At 61.3% G+C, this 15,622-nt stretch carries 16 protein-coding genes and 1 pseudogene; 11 read left to right on the top strand and 6 right to left on the bottom strand.

Annotation, left to right across the window (positions count from 1 at the left end):
• The first annotated feature begins 157 nt into the window (after positions 1-157).
• Positions 158-1,518 (top strand): annotated as a pseudogene (locus CX676_RS21420) (ISKra4 family transposase).
• Here the strand turns inward: CX676_RS21420 and CX676_RS21415 are convergent.
• A complete protein-coding gene (locus CX676_RS21415) occupies positions 1,443-1,871 on the bottom strand; it encodes a calcium-binding protein (protein WP_101754813.1) in 429 nt (142 codons plus the stop codon). The pseudogene CX676_RS21420 and the gene CX676_RS21415 overlap by 76 nt on opposite strands.
• Before the next feature lie 258 nt (positions 1,872-2,129).
• On the opposite strand from CX676_RS21415, the gene gdhA reads away from it, so the two are divergent.
• Complete coding sequence (gene gdhA / locus CX676_RS21410; RefSeq protein ID WP_101754812.1) at positions 2,130-3,491, top strand: NADP-specific glutamate dehydrogenase; 1,362 nt, start codon at positions 2,130-2,132, stop codon at positions 3,489-3,491.
• 112 nt (positions 3,492-3,603) lie between these two features.
• Here gdhA and lspA read toward each other — a convergent pair whose 3' ends face one another.
• Together lspA and CX676_RS21400 are read right to left on the bottom strand one after the other, a co-directional pair.
• The gene (gene lspA, locus CX676_RS21405; RefSeq protein ID WP_036743586.1) at positions 3,604-4,104 is read right to left on the bottom strand and encodes a signal peptidase II; all 501 of its coding nucleotides are present in this window, start codon (positions 4,102-4,104) and stop codon (positions 3,604-3,606) included.
• Positions 4,101-4,955, bottom strand: a complete 855-nt coding sequence (locus tag CX676_RS21400; protein ID WP_036743565.1) for a cation transporter — start codon at positions 4,953-4,955, stop codon at positions 4,101-4,103. Before CX676_RS21400 ends, lspA begins: the two co-directional genes overlap by 4 nt.
• Positions 4,956-5,013: 58 nt before the next feature.
• On the opposite strand from CX676_RS21400, the gene CX676_RS21395 reads away from it, so the two are divergent.
• Both CX676_RS21395 and CX676_RS21390 read left to right on the top strand, forming a co-directional pair.
• Positions 5,014-5,358 (top strand): ArsR/SmtB family transcription factor, encoded by a 345-nt coding sequence (locus CX676_RS21395; RefSeq protein ID WP_036743566.1) that lies wholly within the window; start codon positions 5,014-5,016, stop codon positions 5,356-5,358.
• Complete coding sequence (locus tag CX676_RS21390) at positions 5,355-5,543, top strand: multicopper oxidase domain-containing protein (RefSeq protein WP_036743567.1); 189 nt, start codon at positions 5,355-5,357, stop codon at positions 5,541-5,543. The genes CX676_RS21395 and CX676_RS21390 overlap by 4 nt, the downstream gene beginning before the upstream one ends.
• 201 nt (positions 5,544-5,744) lie before the next feature.
• Here CX676_RS21390 and CX676_RS22700 read toward each other — a convergent pair whose 3' ends face one another.
• Together CX676_RS22700 and CX676_RS21385 are read right to left on the bottom strand one after the other, a co-directional pair.
• Positions 5,745-5,927 carry a hypothetical protein gene (locus tag CX676_RS22700; RefSeq protein ID WP_157936038.1) on the bottom strand — a complete coding sequence of 61 codons (183 nt, stop codon included), beginning with the start codon at positions 5,925-5,927 and terminating at the stop codon, positions 5,745-5,747.
• A gap of 32 nt (positions 5,928-5,959) precedes the next feature.
• Complete coding sequence (locus CX676_RS21385) at positions 5,960-6,355, bottom strand: RidA family protein (protein ID WP_101754811.1); 396 nt, start codon at positions 6,353-6,355, stop codon at positions 5,960-5,962.
• 87 nt (positions 6,356-6,442) lie between these two features.
• Between CX676_RS21385 and CX676_RS21380 the strand changes: the two genes are divergently transcribed.
• Positions 6,443-7,168 carry a helix-turn-helix transcriptional regulator gene (locus CX676_RS21380; protein ID WP_101754810.1) on the top strand — a complete coding sequence of 242 codons (726 nt, stop codon included), beginning with the start codon at positions 6,443-6,445 and terminating at the stop codon, positions 7,166-7,168.
• A 199-nt stretch (positions 7,169-7,367) separates the two neighbouring features.
• Here CX676_RS21380 and CX676_RS21375 read toward each other — a convergent pair whose 3' ends face one another.
• Entirely contained in the window at positions 7,368-8,003 is a 636-nt protein-coding gene (locus tag CX676_RS21375; protein ID WP_101754809.1) for a hypothetical protein, read from the bottom strand.
• Positions 8,004-8,079: 76 nt separating this feature from the next.
• Between CX676_RS21375 and CX676_RS21370 the strand changes: the two genes are divergently transcribed.
• From CX676_RS21370 to CX676_RS21345, 6 genes are all read left to right on the top strand, one after another.
• Positions 8,080-9,105, top strand: coding sequence for an ADP-ribosylglycohydrolase family protein (locus tag CX676_RS21370; RefSeq protein ID WP_232816728.1), 1,026 nt, complete (start codon positions 8,080-8,082; stop codon positions 9,103-9,105).
• 3 nt (positions 9,106-9,108) lie between these two features.
• Positions 9,109-9,735 carry a uracil-DNA glycosylase gene (locus tag CX676_RS21365; protein ID WP_198590382.1) on the top strand — a complete coding sequence of 209 codons (627 nt, stop codon included), beginning with the start codon at positions 9,109-9,111 and terminating at the stop codon, positions 9,733-9,735.
• Between the two features lie 161 nt (positions 9,736-9,896).
• Positions 9,897-10,784, top strand: coding sequence for a tyrosine-type recombinase/integrase (locus tag CX676_RS21360; RefSeq protein ID WP_101753536.1), 888 nt, complete (start codon positions 9,897-9,899; stop codon positions 10,782-10,784).
• A gap of 12 nt (positions 10,785-10,796) precedes the next feature.
• Positions 10,797-11,996 (top strand): IS91 family transposase, encoded by a 1,200-nt coding sequence (locus tag CX676_RS21355; protein ID WP_101753537.1) that lies wholly within the window; start codon positions 10,797-10,799, stop codon positions 11,994-11,996.
• A gap of 540 nt (positions 11,997-12,536) precedes the next feature.
• Positions 12,537-13,727, top strand: a complete 1,191-nt coding sequence (locus CX676_RS21350) for an SIR2 family NAD-dependent protein deacylase (RefSeq protein ID WP_101754807.1) — start codon at positions 12,537-12,539, stop codon at positions 13,725-13,727.
• Complete coding sequence (locus CX676_RS21345; RefSeq protein ID WP_181746398.1) at positions 13,717-15,621, top strand: ATP-binding protein; 1,905 nt, start codon at positions 13,717-13,719, stop codon at positions 15,619-15,621. The genes CX676_RS21350 and CX676_RS21345 overlap by 11 nt, the downstream gene beginning before the upstream one ends.
• Position 15,622 lies beyond the last annotated feature (1 nt).

Raw genomic sequence — 15,622 nt, 5'->3', positions numbered from 1 at the left:
CGAATCTGCGTTGTCCGGTTGGCGTCTGGCGTATCCCTTCCCCGCACCAGACGCCGACCCAGCCAAAGTCCCTCAGAGCGGGGAGTGGACAGAACATGGGGGTCGTCGTCGGTGATCTGGCCTGTGCTAAGGTAAGCTCTTTGTATGGGGGGCTGCCATGGACGTACGGATTACAATCGCAACGACCTTCGACAACGGGGAGAAGCGCACTCATCAGCTTGACGGCATTTCTCGACCATACCGGGTGACCTGCCCAGACGGGATCGGGCTGCGCCTCGAGGATGGGAAAAGGATCCTCGAACAGATCCAGAGGGTAATCCTTTACGATCAGGTCGATGAGATCATTCGAGAAAGCCGCGTATGCCCGGATTGCGCCTCGGTTCGTGCCATTCATGACTATCGCACGCGCGATCTCGACACGCTCTTTGGGCGGGTTCGGGTCAAAGCCGCGCGCATGCGCCGCTGTTCGTGTGATGCCAGGTCAGCGGCGATGCCCGGTGGACCTATTTCTCCGCTGGCCTATTTCTTTCCAGACCGGGCTACCCCGGAGCTGCAACGGCTACATGCGGACCTTGGTTCCCGGCATACCTTTCGCGAAGCGGCGCGGCTGATGAAAAGTTTCCTCCCCTGCCATCCGCCCCATCACACCACGGTGCGTGACCGGTTGGGAAGAGTAGCCACTGGGCTCGAGAAAAGTCGAAGGGCATCAGGCGATCCCGTTGAAGCCCCGCCCAAAGGTGGTTTGACGGTTTTTCTGGACGGTGCGCATATACGCTGTCGACCGGAGTATCAGCAGCGACACCTGGATCTTGTGGTCGGCAAGATTGAAAGTCGCAATATGTGCCGACGATTTGGCTTGGTCGCCAATGCGACGGCATCGCCAAGCAGCCGCATGCGAGAAGAGCTGTCCGACTATGGATGGAAGCAGGCCGTCTGTTGACGGTAATCTCTGATGGCGAGCTTGCTCTCCCGAACCTCATACGGAATGCCGTGGGTGGCGACGGTCAGGTGAAACATATCCTCGACTGGTGGCACATCTCGAAGCGCATTCAACATATCGAGGCCGCCGTTCAGGGTCTGGTCCAGACACCGGGGTTCACTGGAGTTCCAGTGCTGTTCCAGCGCCCCGCGAAGAGCCTCCGTTGGCGGCTTTGGCATGGCAGAGCACGGGTGGCGGAAACATATCTGAAGGCGCTGATGCATGATCGCGTCGGCCTCGGGGAAGAACCTCTGGCTGTGCGCACCGCTGCCGCTCGTGTGCAGGCCCGCTGCGAGACACTGTACACCTATCTCGCGAACAACATGGAAGCCCTTGTCGACTATGGCCGACGGTACCGTAACGGGCTGCCCATCTCGTCTTCTCGTGCCGAAGGATCAGTTGATGACATTGCCAATGCCCGCATGGGAAAGCGCAGGAGGATGCGTTGGTCGCCCAAAGGGGCTCACCGAGTAGCCGTCACAAGGGCCGCAGTTCTCGATGGTCGGCTGACCGTCGCAAACAGAAAACGCCCCGCATGACCCCCATGTTCTGTCCACTCCCTGCGGTCATTGCCTTCGCCGCCGTTCAGCGTGTCACGACCGCCCAGGGTCACGACGACATCATTGCCCTCGCCCAGACTGACAATGTTGTTGCCTGCGCCCGCGTGGACGATGTCGTTGCCTTCGCCTGCGTCAATGCGGTCGTGGCCAGCCCCGGCCCAGATGGCATCGTTGCCCGATCCGCCCCAAAGAACGTTGTTGCCGGACCCGCCCCACAGCGAGTCGTTGCCTTCGCCGCCGTAGATGGTGGCCCGCTTCGCCTTATGCCCCATCGCCGCCAATGCTGTAAGCGACTTGACCTCACTGCTGGCTGCCGGACTGTGGCGCAGCATCTGGTAGCAAATGACGAGTAGGTCAATGACAAGACCGGTATTGGCGGTGGATATCCGACGAACAACTACCGCCGGATTGTCCGACGTTCGGGTGATAGCTCACGCTGTCCACTTCAGTGGTCGAGACAGCCGATCACGCGCACTCCCTCAACTTATTGCCTAACATTAAAACACAATGTTCAAAGATTGCGCTTTTCACCATTCCGGTTGCCTAAGATGACGGCTAACACACTGTCCGGATAACAGAAGGGCAGGACCATGGTGCAGATCGACGACAAGCTGACCCCCATCTATGACGAGGTCGTGCGACGTAATGCGGGCGAAGCCGAGTTCCACCAGGCCGTGCGCGAGGTGCTGGAAAGCCTAGGAAGGGTGGTGGCCAAGCATCCGGAATACCTTGACCGTGCATTGATCGAGCGGATCTGCGAACCCGAACGCCAGATCATCTTCCGCGTGCCCTGGACCGACGACCAGAACCGCGTCCACATCAACCGCGGCTTCCGGGTCCAGTTCAATTCGGCCATGGGACCCTACAAGGGTGGGTTGCGCTTCCACCCGTCGGTGAATGTCGGGATCATCAAATTCCTGGGCTTCGAGCAGACCTTCAAGAACGCCTTGACCGGGCTGCCGATCGGTGGCGGCAAGGGCGGTTCGGATTTCGACCCCAAGGGCCGGTCCGATGCCGAGATCATGCGCTTCTGCCAGTCCTTCATGACCGAATTGTACCGCCACCTGGGCGAGTACACCGACGTGCCAGCCGGCGACATCGGCGTCGGCGCGCGCGAGATCGGATACATGTTCGGCCAGTACAAACGCCTGACCAACCGCTATGAAGCGGGCGTCCTGACGGGCAAGGGCCTGTTCTATGGTGGCTCGCTGGCCCGGAAAGAGGCAACAGGCTATGGCAACACCTATTTCACCCGCGCCATGCTGCAGACCCAAGGCGAGGATTTCGACGGCAAGACCGTCGTGGTCTCCGGTTCGGGCAATGTCGCCATCTACACGATCGAGAAGGTGCAGTTCTATGGCGGCAAGGTTGTCGCCTGTTCGGACAGCAGCGGTTATGTCGTGGACGAAGGCGGCATCGACTTGGCGCTGCTGAAAGAGATCAAGGAGGTCCGGCGCGGCCGCATCGTGGATTACTTGCGCCTGAAGGGCGAAGGCAGCGGCGTCTATTTCGTCAAGTCGGGCGACGGCGTGATCTGGGACGTGCCCTGCCAGGTGGCCATGCCCTCGGCCACGCAGAACGAACTGACGGCCAAGGACGCCAAGACCCTCATCCGCAACGGCGTTCTGGCGGTGGGTGAGGGCGCCAACATGCCCTCGACCCCTGAGGCGATCCGCGCCTTCCACGAGGCGGGCGTCCGCTTCGGCCCCGGCAAGGCCGCTAATGCCGGGGGCGTCGCGACCTCGGCGCTCGAGATGCAGCAGAACGCCTCGCGCGACCGCTGGAGCTTCGAGAAGACCGAGGCCAAGCTGGCCGAGATCATGCGCGACATCCACGACGCCTGTTACAGCACGGCCGATGAATACGGCGCGCCGGGCGATTATGTGATCGGCGCCAATATCGCGGGTTTTGTGCGCGTCGCCGAACCGATGCTGGCCTTCGGCGTGATCTGAGCCGAACACGGCGCGGCGAAAGGAGGTCATGGCGGGCGGCTGTCCGCCGTGCCTTGCGCAGCAGGGCAAGCGTGCTGTCGATGCCCTTTGCGGATGGAATGCTGGACATCGATTATTTCCCCGTAACGTTTTCTTCTCGGTGGTTACGTTCGGGCTTGTTCTGCGCCGAGCGGAAGCTGTCCCAGAACAGCAGGACTGCACCGCAGAAAATCGCCACATCCGCAAGATTGAAGGACGGCCAGTGGTATGTTCCGTAATGGAAATCCAGAAAGTCTGGGACGGCCCGATAACGCAGCCGGTCGAGGACATTGCCGAGCGCGCCGCCGATGATCAGACCGAGAGCGGCAGCCGTCAGCCTGTCCGGCGCGCGCCACAACCAGATCAGCAGCCATGCCACGATTACGGCAGCAAGTGCGATGAGACCCCACCATGGCACGATCCCGCCCAACATACCGAAGCTGACGCCATCGTTCAGAACCCGCACGAGATTGAGAAAGGGCAGAACCTCGACTCCGCGCTCAAGCGCCGGTGTGTTCAGGGCAAGCGCCTTGGTGCCCTGATCGAGACCAAAGGCTGCGATGGCGCAAAGCCCGCCCAGAAAGCGGCTATTCATGCCGGCGCCTTCAGATCGGCCCGCGCGTCGCGGATGATCGCCCATGACGAGTGCAGGAACAGCCCGGCGATACCGAAAGCGACGATGAGGTCTGGCCATGCGCTGCCCAGCCACGCCACAAGACCGGCGGCAACGACGACCGCCGCATTACCGATGGCGTCGTTGCGCGAGAAGAGCCAGACGGCCCGCATGTTCGCGTCGCCCTTGCGGAACCGCAGCAGTGGCAGAACGGAGATGGCGTTGACGACAAGGGCGATCATGCCAAGCAGGCCCATGAGACCTGCATCCGGCGTCGTCTGTTCGAAGACCCGGACGATGGTCGTGCCGAGGACGCCAAGACCGAGGAGCCCGAGGAAGATGCCTTGGATCAGAGCCGACCGTGCCCGCCAAGCGAGGCTCCAGCCGATGGCCAGCAGGCCGAGGAAGGTGATCGCGCCATCGCCGATGAAATCGAGCGCATCGGCCTTCACGGCCTGCGATCCGGAAATGAAACCGCCGATCATTTCGAGGACCCCGTATCCCACGTTCAGGATCACGACGATCCAGAGGGCGCGGCGGTAGGCCGGGTCCTGATGGGCAGGATTCGGCGGAATGTCTTCATCGCCATCGATCCGGTCGAAGCCATAGCCTGTCACCGCGACTGCCTTTTCGATGTCCGGCAGGCGCGCTTCGGGGGCATTCAGTGTCATGATGTGAGTTGCGGCCGACACCTTCACATCGCCGGGCGCGACTCCGGCCGACTGTGCCGCCCGCTCGATCTGTGCGGCATCCTTGGCGCAGTCCATACCGGAAACCCGGTAACGGACGGGCGGGGCATCTGCCGTCAATCCGGCACTTTCGGTGTTGGCCATGGTCGCGCTATTCCTGCTAGCTAATGAATCAAAGAACAACATATCAGCGAGGAGTGATATGGCGCAATTCGTCGATGACCGCAAGAGCGCAACCATCGAGCGACGGGCGAAGCTGTTTCGCGGCTTCGCGGACCCGAGCCGCCTGGCCATCCTCGGTGCACTTTGTAACGAGCCATTGGCCGTTCACGAGCTCGTCGAGCGGACGAAACTATCGCAACCCAACGTCTCCAACCATCTGAGGTGCCTGCTGGAGTGCGGGCTTGTCGCCAGCGATCGCCATGGGCGTTTCATCCGCTACCGTATCAGCAGCCCGCGCATCACGGTCCTTCTGAACGATGTGGACGCACTTCTCGACGTGGTCGCAGAGGGTGTTGAGGCGTGTGACAATTATCGTGAGGCGTGAGTCAGAACGGACGGCCGGTCGACTCGGCGCAGATCGGTTGGAAAGATGTCGTCCGTGTGCAGGGTCCGACCGAAATCCTGCTGAGGTTCGACAAGCTGGCTTCGGAAGAGACACCATTCATGTATCACTGCCACATCCTCGAACACGAGGATGCGGGCATGATGGGGCAGTTTACGGTCACATAACAGGACCCCACCCGCTCGACACCGGGCGTCGTCAAGAGCTTACGTCTTCTTGCGGCGTTCTATCAGGTGCCGGTGTCGCCTTGTTGAAACGCATTACGGAGTATGTCTAGACCCGAACGGAGAACACCTCGCTAAGCTGCGGGTCCGCCGAAGCGGCCGTCCAGTCGCTCGGCAGCATTCGTCAAAAACGGCTCGATGCGGTCATGCGGCGGTGCGGCAGGCCGTGTGACCATCCTGGCAGAGCGACATGGCACGCCCGGCCCACAGCCGCTGTTCGTAGGCGGGCAGATGCCGCAGTGCAGCTTCACCGAAGCGGAAGTTCGAGCGTTGCGCAGCATTTCCGCTGGCCGGATGGCGGCAGAGCGGGACGGAGCGGACGTTCACGGTTTTGCCTCGAACGGCCGCTTTTTCCGTTCTCAGGCCAAAGCCGTTGCTTCGATCTCGAAGAGAAGTCCGGGAATCGCGAGGCGTGTCACGCCCAATAGCGTCATCGGCGGGGCCACTTGATGCGGGCCAAATCGTATGCCCATCAAGTCGAAGTTCTTCAGCGCTTCATCGACATCGGTTGCGAAAACACCGAGCTTCACGACATTGCTCAGGTCCATGCCTGCGTGCTTCAGGACGGCCTCGAGGTTGTCGAGCGCCGCGCCGATCTGACCGCGCATATCACCGGGGTGCAGCGGGTTGCCTTCGCCGTCGACGCTGGTCTGGCCCGAGCAGATCAACTGACGGGTGGCACCCGTGATCACTTCGGCCTGATTGTAGCCCAGTTTGATCGACCAATCCCAAGGGTTCACAGCTTTCCGTTCCATGGTGCAATTCTCCTGTCTTGCGTTGCCGGAAGTCGCGTAGATCAATACAGTGCCAAAAAATGTCACCTTTCATGCTATGGTGGCGGCATGAACAGTCGCATCAGACAAGACGCCATCGTGCGCATGCTGCGCCGCAACGGGACATCCACGATCAAGGCGCTGGCCGAAGAGGTCGGCACCTCGCGCCGAACCGTGTTGCGTGACATCAGCGCGTTGCGTGATGCGGGCTATGTGATCCATTCCGATGTCGGACGCGGCGGCGGGCTTCAGCTCGATCCGCAATCGATGCAGACGACGGCCAAGCTCGCTGTGCCCGAGGTCTTCGCCCTTCTGATCAGCGTCGCCGCCATGCGCGCGGCTGGAAACCTTCCGTTCTCGGAACTTGCGGATGCTGGACTGGCCAAGATCGAAAAGTCGCTACCCGGCGACAAGGTGAAAGATCTGCGCGCTTTTCTGGACTGTCTGCACATCGGTAAGCTTTCACCGCTCCAGAACCTGTCGGACATGGGCAAGATGGACCGAGACCTGCTACCGGCGTTCGAGAGAGCATTTCTTCAATGCGAATTCATCCGCTTTGACTATCGCGATGCGAAGGGTCAGCTCACACAGCGCGAAGTCGAACCGCAGGCCATGCTCATCCTGCCGCCGCTTTGGTATCTTGTGGGATGGGACCCCGAGCGCGAGGACTTCCGTCATTTCAGGATGGACCAGATCGGCAAGCCAGAGGCTGTAGCGGGAACAAGGTTTCGTCGCCGCCACGTTCCGTTTGAAGATGATGTCTGCCCATACAGCGAATTGCAGAAGCGCTCTTGATAGCGGTCATCCAGGCACTGGGTAGCATCGGTCAAATTGGGCTCGGAGCGGACCTCCGGCGTTGCCGCATGGCGCGCGCTTGGTCATCTGCGGTGCGCGTCGCTCCCGGCCCTGAGCTGACGATCGGCACACGCCAAATGCCGCAGCGCAGCCTTCCCAAACCAGATGTTGGTCCGGGGTGCAGCGAGCCTTTCACACTTTAGCGGCTGGTTGACGTTACTTTCTCTGTCGCCGCACCGACGAACTTTCGGAGATTGTCCGCCGTCCAGCGTCTGCCCCCATGCGTGAGGTGGCCCAAGCCATTCAGGTGATCAGCCTTTTCTGACCATGAACCATCCTGCCGATTGGCGAGCGCCGCAAGCAACCGGGCACGATGATCCTCCTTGCCTGCCCTGTGAGCCTCGTCGTCGGTTTGCCATGCCCGGAAGTGGAGGCGCGGCTCGAACGGCTTACCATCGATCGGGATCGGGTCGGGTGTCAGTGCCAGCATTCGATCCGTGGGCAGCGCGGCCCAGAGAAACCGGTGCGGTCGCCAGTTCACTTCATGAGAAAAATCCACGGTCAGGAAAATCGCATCACCCGCCGATGTCTCGACAAGGCGTTCGACCGCGATCACAGCCTCCCGGCTGGCCCGGTCCGGAGCCAGCTCCAGCAAGGCAATCTCACGGATCATCGTGCCGCGCGCCGACCGCACGTGGCGACGCGCCAGATCGCGTTGATAGCGGATCGTCAGGCTTTGGCCGGCCGCCAGGTCAACATCGGCGGACAGTCTGACGAACCCTGCGCGCGGCACAGGGCGGGTCCAGTAGATCCCGACATAGGGTTGCTGCGTCATGCGGAAAATCCCGACGGTGCGACTATGGCAAGCTTTCTTGTGTCATCCCTATTGCATGATGACGAGGAGAGAGTTGATGACCATGACGACGTATACAATCCCACGCCACGAACAGATCCTCGACTGCCTGCTGGCAGGGGCCATGGGCGACTCGCTTGGGGCGGATATCGAGTTCGCCAATCTGGCCCAGATCCGCGCCCGCTTGCCAGAGGGATTTTCGGATCTACCAATCCATCAAGGGGTCCCGGGCGCCATCACCGACGACACGCAAATGACCCTGTTCACCGCCGAGGGGCTGGTGCGCGCCGCGGTGCGAGGGACGCTGAAGGGGATCTGCCATCCGCCCGGCGTCATCCATCACGCGCTGCTGCGCTGGCTGGTCACGCAAGCAGAGATGCCGCTGACCGAGGTGGATGACATCGGTCTCGTCGCCGACCGGCGCCTGAATGCCCGCCGCGCACCGGGGCTCACTTGTCTCGACGCGCTGCGACAGGCGCGCACCTTCGGCGCGCTGGCCGTGAACGGATCAAAGGGCTGCGGTACGATCATGCGTGTGGCACCCATCGCCTTCGTCGCTGAGGATCGTGTGCGGGGTCTGGCGATGGAGTGCTCCGCCCTGACCCACGGCCATCCGACCGGGCAGGAGGCTGCCGCAGCCTGGGCGCTGATCCTTCGATCCTTGGCGGACGGCGATGAACTGGAGCAGGCTGCGGCAAGCCATGCCCACAGCTTCGGGGCCGAGACGCGTGACGCCATTCTGCGCGGGCTGCAGACGCCCGCCGATAGCCGCCCCGAGACGACCGAACAGCTCGGTGGCGGCTGGATCGCCGAGGAGGCATTGTCCATCGCCATTCATGCCTGCCGGTGCGCCAGGGATCTGGAACACGGGCTGGCCGTCGCCGTCACCCATTCCGGCGACAGCGACAGCACCGGTGCGATCGCGGGCAACGCGCTCGGCCTGATGTTCCCGGGGCAGGCCCGGTCACACAGATGGGCCGCACAGGTGGAGTGCCAAGACCTGATCGAGCGCTTGGCGGCGGATCTGGCCTTGGCTATCTCCGGCCAGATGGATGATCTGGTGACACGTTACCCTGGAGCCTGAAGAATGGATGACAATTGCACGTCAATCGATGCGCCGCGCAGCCTCAAGAACCCGACCGCCATCGCCGCCCGCCGCGCGATGCTGGACCGTCCACAGATCGCTCCGCTGAGGGACTATGCAGCATGGCTCCGCGCTGAACATCTTGGAACCGTCCCCGAGTTCGACCCCATGGACGGCGGCACCAACGCGAGGTTGCTCTTCCTGATGGAAAAGCCCGGCCCGATGACCGATGACCGGGCGAGGACCGGAAAGACCGGCTCGGGCTTCATCTCCCGTGACAATGATGATCCTACCGCCGAGGCCATCTTCAACTTCATGCGCCAAGCCGGTATCGCGCGTGAGGAAACGGTTCTGTGGAACGTCATCCCTTGGTGGAACGGGTCGCGCAAGATCACGCCGCCGGAGATGAACGCAGGTCTTCGACAGTTGGACGCGCTCATGAATCTGTTGCCCAAACTGACAACCGTCATTGCAGTTGGCCGTCGGGCTGCACGGGCCAAAGCTCTCGTCGAAAAGCACCGCCTTGCATTCTACTGCTCTGCACACCCCTCCCCGATCAACCGTGCCGCGCGCCCAAAGTTTTGGAGCGCCATCCCAGACATTTGGGCAGAGGCGGCGGCTCGGCGATGAAGAGGAACCTTCCTCACTGTTCCCGGCCCGAGGACGAAGCCGCTCGCGCGGCAGTGGCGCGTGTTGTTGAGGTCGCGCGCTGATCTGACCGTCTTGCATTTGGGAATGGGCGATCCTGCCTGACGATTGGGGCCTTCTCAATCATCAGACAGGAGGTTCCCATGACAGAGGAGAGAGTATCCCCGTTGCGGCAGCGGATGATCGAAGACATGCGCATCCGTGGGATGGGCGACAAGGCACAGAAGTCGCACATCCGGGCAATCAGGGATTTCGCGGGTTTTCTCGGGCGGTCACCCGATACGGCGACGCCGGAGGATCTGCGCGCCTATCAGCTCCACATGACCAACACCGGGGTCACGCCATCGACGTTCAACGTGCGGATCGTGGCGCTTCGGTTCTTTTTCGGCATGACCTGCGGGCGGGAGGAGATGAAGCGCTACATGCAATTCCGCACCGAACCGCGGAAGTTGCCCGTGGTGTTCAGCGTCGAGGAAGTGTCCGACATCCTGATGGCGGCGCCGGGGCCAGGCCTGAAGTATCGCGCCGCGCTCAGCATTTCCTATGGCGCAGGGCTCCGAGCCGCCGAGGTCTGCAACCTCAAGCTCGGCGACATCGACAGTGATCGAATGCTGATCCATGTCGAGCAGGGCAAGGGCCAGAAGGACCGCAAGGTGATGCTGTCGCCAGGCCTGCTGAACCTTCTGCGCGACTGGTGGCGCGAGGCCCGGCCGGAGGGTTGGCTGTTCCCCGGCAAGCCCAAGATCAACCCGATCTCGCCGCGCCAACTGAACCGCGCCTTCACCTCGGCCAAGCATATGGCCGGGGTCAAGAAGCCCGCCACCTTGCACACGTTGCGCCACAGCTTCGCGACGCATCTGCTCGAAGCCAACACCGATGTGCGCGTGATCCAAGTGCTGCTCGGGCATGCCAAGCTGACGACCACCGCCCGATACACTCATGTGGCGACCAAGACGATCCGTGACACCGTCAGTCCCTACGAGATGCTGGCCAAGTTGCAGGACCAGACCGTGAAGCGAAGCCTGGAGTGATCGGGCGCCGGGGTGTCCCGGCCATTGCTGGAACTGGCTGACATCTTCCGTGCCCATGGCCCTGCGTGGCGGCAGGCCAATGCGGGGCATGTCAGCCTGACCCAGCTGAAGGTGATGTCAGCGATCGAGGCCTGCCGGACCGAGGCACTCGGTGGGCATGTGGCCGGTTGTGCCAACTGTGGCCACCACCACATCGCCTACAACTCCTGCAAGAACCGGCATTGCCCGAAGTGCCAGGGGCCAGCGGCACGGGACTGGATGGCCGCGCGCGCCGAGGATCTCCTGCCGGTGGAATACTTCCACGTCGTCTTCACCCTGCCGGCTGAGATCGCGCAGATCGCGTTCTGGAACAAGAAGGCCATCTACGGGCTGCTGTTCAAGGCATCTGCGGAAACGGTCATGACCATCGCTGCCGACCCCAGGCGTCTCGGCGCAAGGGTCGGCATGACCAGCGTGCTGCACAGCTGGGGATCGGCGCTGACCCATCATCCCCATATCCACATGATCCTCCCGGGCGGCGGCTTGTCGCCGGATGGCACCAGATGGGTCGCCTGCCGCCCCGGGTTCTTCCTGCATGTGCGGGTTCTGTCGCGGCTGTTCCGACGCCTGTTTCTGGAGGGGCTGAGGGATCTGCACCGGGCCGGTCAGTTGGCCTTCTTCGGCGATCTGGCTGAACTGGCCAGCGCGGACACCTTCAGAGCTTGGCTCGCCCCATTCCGCAAATCCGAATGGGTGGTCTATGCCAAACCGCCCTTCGGCGGACCCAAGGCCGTGCTGGCCTATCTGAGCCGATACACGCACAGGGTCGCGATCTCCAACACCCGCTTGGTCAGCGCGGATGCCGATACCGTGGCGTTCCGCTGGAAGGATTATAGGATCAAGCGCGGCGACCGCTCGAGGGTGATGCGGCTGGCCACGTCAGAGTTCATCCGCCGGTTCCTGATCCACGTCCTGCCCGATGGTTTCCATCGCATCCGGCATTTCGGCCTGCTCGCCAGTTCGACCCGCAAGGCCAACATCACCAAGATCCGTGCCTTGCTCTGCGTCCAGCAGTCTGAACCGCCTGCCGTTCCAGAGCCAGAGCTTGAGATCCCCCCGCTCACCCTGCGCGCACCATGCCCCTGTTGCGGCGGTCCCATGCGGATCATCGAGATCTTCAGGCGGGGACAGAAACCGATATCGCGTGCACCACCCAGGGAGCAGGCAGCATGACATATCGCCCGTCATCCGTCACGAAACAGCACCGGCTACACTCCGCAGACCCGGTCCGAACAGCGCGTGCTCGTCTACTTCCAACCCGGCAGAGGGCGGCAGTATGTCCAGAGCACACCGCCTTGTTGGGAGCATCCGCCGGGTTTGAGACCGTATCTGGCGCCTGCCTCGCCATTAGCAGCGCCCAGAATACAGCCGCCGCCGCAACCGTTCGAGCATTTTCCCCATAGCCTGATCCAAGACCCCCGCGGCTTCCACCTTGGGAGGTTTCCCAACGCGGGTCGTGGTCGCGCCAATGAACAGCGTTCCAACGCGACCCGCATCGGAAAACCTTCACCATAGCGGACACTCGAGCAGCTCGTGCACAACGTCCGCTTCTGTGCTAACTGCCGTTTCGCAAACCTTAGCATGCGTCACCTCGTTGTGCCGCCGAGCACCAAACGATCGACGTTTTGCCTTCTTTTTCATTGCGCTGACGAATTCACCGTGCTTGGCTCGTACTGGTTTCAACACAATCAATTGAGCTAACGCTGACCCGCCATGCAAACACATGATCCCGCAAGACAGATAAGCTTCATCCAACAAGCTTTATCGCAGAACCGCAAACCGGTCGGCTTCTTCATCGGTGCAGGGTGTCCGCTCTCAGTACGGGTTGAGACGCAAGTAGACGGAAAGGCGGTTAATAACGCACTGATCCCAGACGTCAGCGGGCTCACGACAATCATCGCAGAGCAAATGACCAAAGATCCCGTGCTCGCCGACTCGTGGCTCCTTCTGACTAACGCGGTAAAAGACGACGGTCAGGACAATGAGAACATCGAGCTGCTTTTGAGCAGAATACGCCAGTTGCACGGTGTCGCAGGTAGGGGAAAGGTCAGGGATTTGTCTGCCGATGAGCTGATCACACTGGACGAGAAAATATGCAGCGTGATTTCCGATCAGGTCAACCGCGAGCTCCCGACAAGGAACACGGCGTATCACGACCTTGCCGTCTGGACCCGATCAGTGAATCGCGCCCAACCCGTCCACCTGTTCACCACGAACTACGACCTGTTGCTTGAACAGGCGATGGAGGAGAGCTCTGCGCCGTACTTCGACGGCTTCATAGGGTCCCGGCGTGCCTTCTTCGATCTTGGCGCCGTAGAGGACGAGGGACTGCTCCCCGCCCGGTGGACACGCCTCTGGAAGGTCCATGGGTCATTGAACTGGCGGCTCGACAAAGGCTCTGTGGTCAGAACTACCGACAAACTCGGGGGCTCCTACCTGATCTATCCATCGCACCTCAAGTACGATCAGAGCCGCAAGATGCCCTACCTGGCGATGCTCGATCGCCTGAAGTCTTTCCTCCTCAAGCCTTCTGCGGTGCTCTTCATCTGCGGGTACTCATTCGCCGACGACCACATCAACGACGTCATCATGAGGAGCCTCGAGACGAATGCGACGGCCCATGTCTTCGCGTTCATGCACGGCGAACTCGGCGACGACAAATATGCGAAGGCCCGCGAATGCGCCTTTGCCACCCCGAACCTGAGCATGATCGGTTTCGACAGCGCGATCGTGGGTCGTATCTCCGGCGTCTGGCGACCTGAGCCAATTGAGGGCATGGTGCTGCCGCAGAACGTTTTCGTCACCGACAACACCACCGCGTCAGTCAAACTTGGCGATTTTGCCGTCGTTGGTAGTCTGTTGCGCAGCCTTGCGGGCACTCAGGAGCAGACCGATGACGCGTAGCGGACCTGGCGACGCCACGGTCATCGGGGCCGTTCAGGACGTGAGCGGCACGTCCGTTAGCGTCACTTTGCGTGCGGACCGGTTCTCAGGGCTGAGCTTCGTCGACGGCCAAGGTTATCGAATTGGCCAGATAGGCAGCTTCGTAAAGATTCCTGTCGGCTACGTCGACCTGTTCGGGATCGTTTCGCAAGTCGGTGCCAGCGCAGTCCCGGAAAATCAGGTCAAGGCAATGCCCAATGGACAGCGCTGGATGACGGTGCAGCTCATCGGCGAAGGATATCGTACAGGGCGTTTCCAGCGCGGCATTTCGCAGTACCCGACCATCGACGATGAGGTGCACTTGGTCTCTGAGATGGACCTGCAGGCCATCTATGGACGTTCAGGTGCTCAGAACCACTTCGTGCGCGTTGGCCACGTCGCTGGCAGCGAGTCGATCGATGCTTTGGTCGACATCAACAAGCTCATCACGCGGCATTCGGCTATCGTCGGAACCACTGGATCGGGCAAGTCGACCACCGTGGCAGGCTTGCTCAACATACTCTCAGATGGAGCTCGCTTTCCTTCCGCCCGCATCGTCGTGCTAGATTTGCATGGCGAGTATTCACGCGCCCTAGGGGATCGGGCGGCCGTGTACAAGGTCAACCCTGACCCTCACCGCATCACCGAGAGCAGACTTTGCATCCCATTCTGGGCGTTGAGCTTTGATGAGATGCTGCGCGTCACTTTCGGCCCCCTTCCGGCGGACGGGAAAGCGCGTAACATGATCCTCGAAAAAGTCATCGAGGCGAAGGCTCAGACGCTGACGGCCAATCCCGTACAGGGCGTCACGCCGGACACGGTTGGGGCGGACAGCCCGGTGCCGTTCTCACTGAACAAGCTCTGGCACGAGCTTTATTGCACAGAGTTCGGCACCTATTATTCGAACCAAGGGAGCCATGTGGATCGCGCGAACTGGGCATATGAGCTCGACGCAGCGGGCAACCCACTTTTAGGGGACGCTGACGCGGGCATTCCACCGAGGTTCAAGAAGGTGAAGAACGCCGCAAAAGATACGGAGAAGATCCAGTACATCCCTGACGGCCTGAACCTCAGGAGCCAACTTGAATCTCTCGGCTCCAAGCTCAGGGTCTCACGCTATGACTTCCTGCTGCGCGCAGGAGATTGGCACCCAAATCAGGACGGCGCAGTCGCACAGGATCTGGCGGCGTTGATGCTGAGCTGGCTTGGCAGCGATAAGCCAGTCACGATCCTCGACCTCTCGGGCGTACCGTCTACCATGACGAACGACATCATCGGCGTCGTGCTGCGCGTCCTGTACGATGGTCTCTTTTGGGCGCGCAACCAATCGGAGGGCGGTAGGGAGAGGCCCCTGCTGGTCGTGATGGAGGAGGCCCACACCTACCTCAACGACAACTTCGATAGTGCCGCCTCCATCGTGACCCAGCGGATCGTGAAGGAAGGCCGGAAATATGGCATTGGCGCGATGATCGTTAGCCAGCGCCCATCAGAGATCAACCCTACCATCCTGTCTCAATGTGGAACGTTCTTCGCAATGCGATTGAGCAATGCCTCCGACCGTTCTCATGTGACTGGCGCACTGTCTGATAATCTGGACGGATTGACCAACATGCTCCCAATTCTTCGGACGGGAGAAGCCATCGTGTTGGGGGAAGCTGTGGGGCTGCCCATGAGGACGATGATCCAGGCGCCGCCGAAGGACCGCAGGCCGGACAGTCAGGACCCTATCGTGTGCGACGAACTCGCGCCCGAGGAATCCCTCACACCTGGAGGCTGGAACATCGCTCGGCCGGAAAATCCAGATTACTCGCCCTTTGTGGAGACCTGGCTCTCCCAGAATCCCGTTCTTGCCAAAAGACCCAAACAAGGAGAATAGA

Origin of the sequence: Paracoccus zhejiangensis (assembly GCF_002847445.1) — a bacterium.
GTDB classification, from domain to species: domain Bacteria; phylum Pseudomonadota; class Alphaproteobacteria; order Rhodobacterales; family Rhodobacteraceae; genus Paracoccus; species Paracoccus zhejiangensis.
Note: the sequence above shows the minus strand (reverse complement) of the source record. Positions and strands in the feature narration are given on the sequence as shown.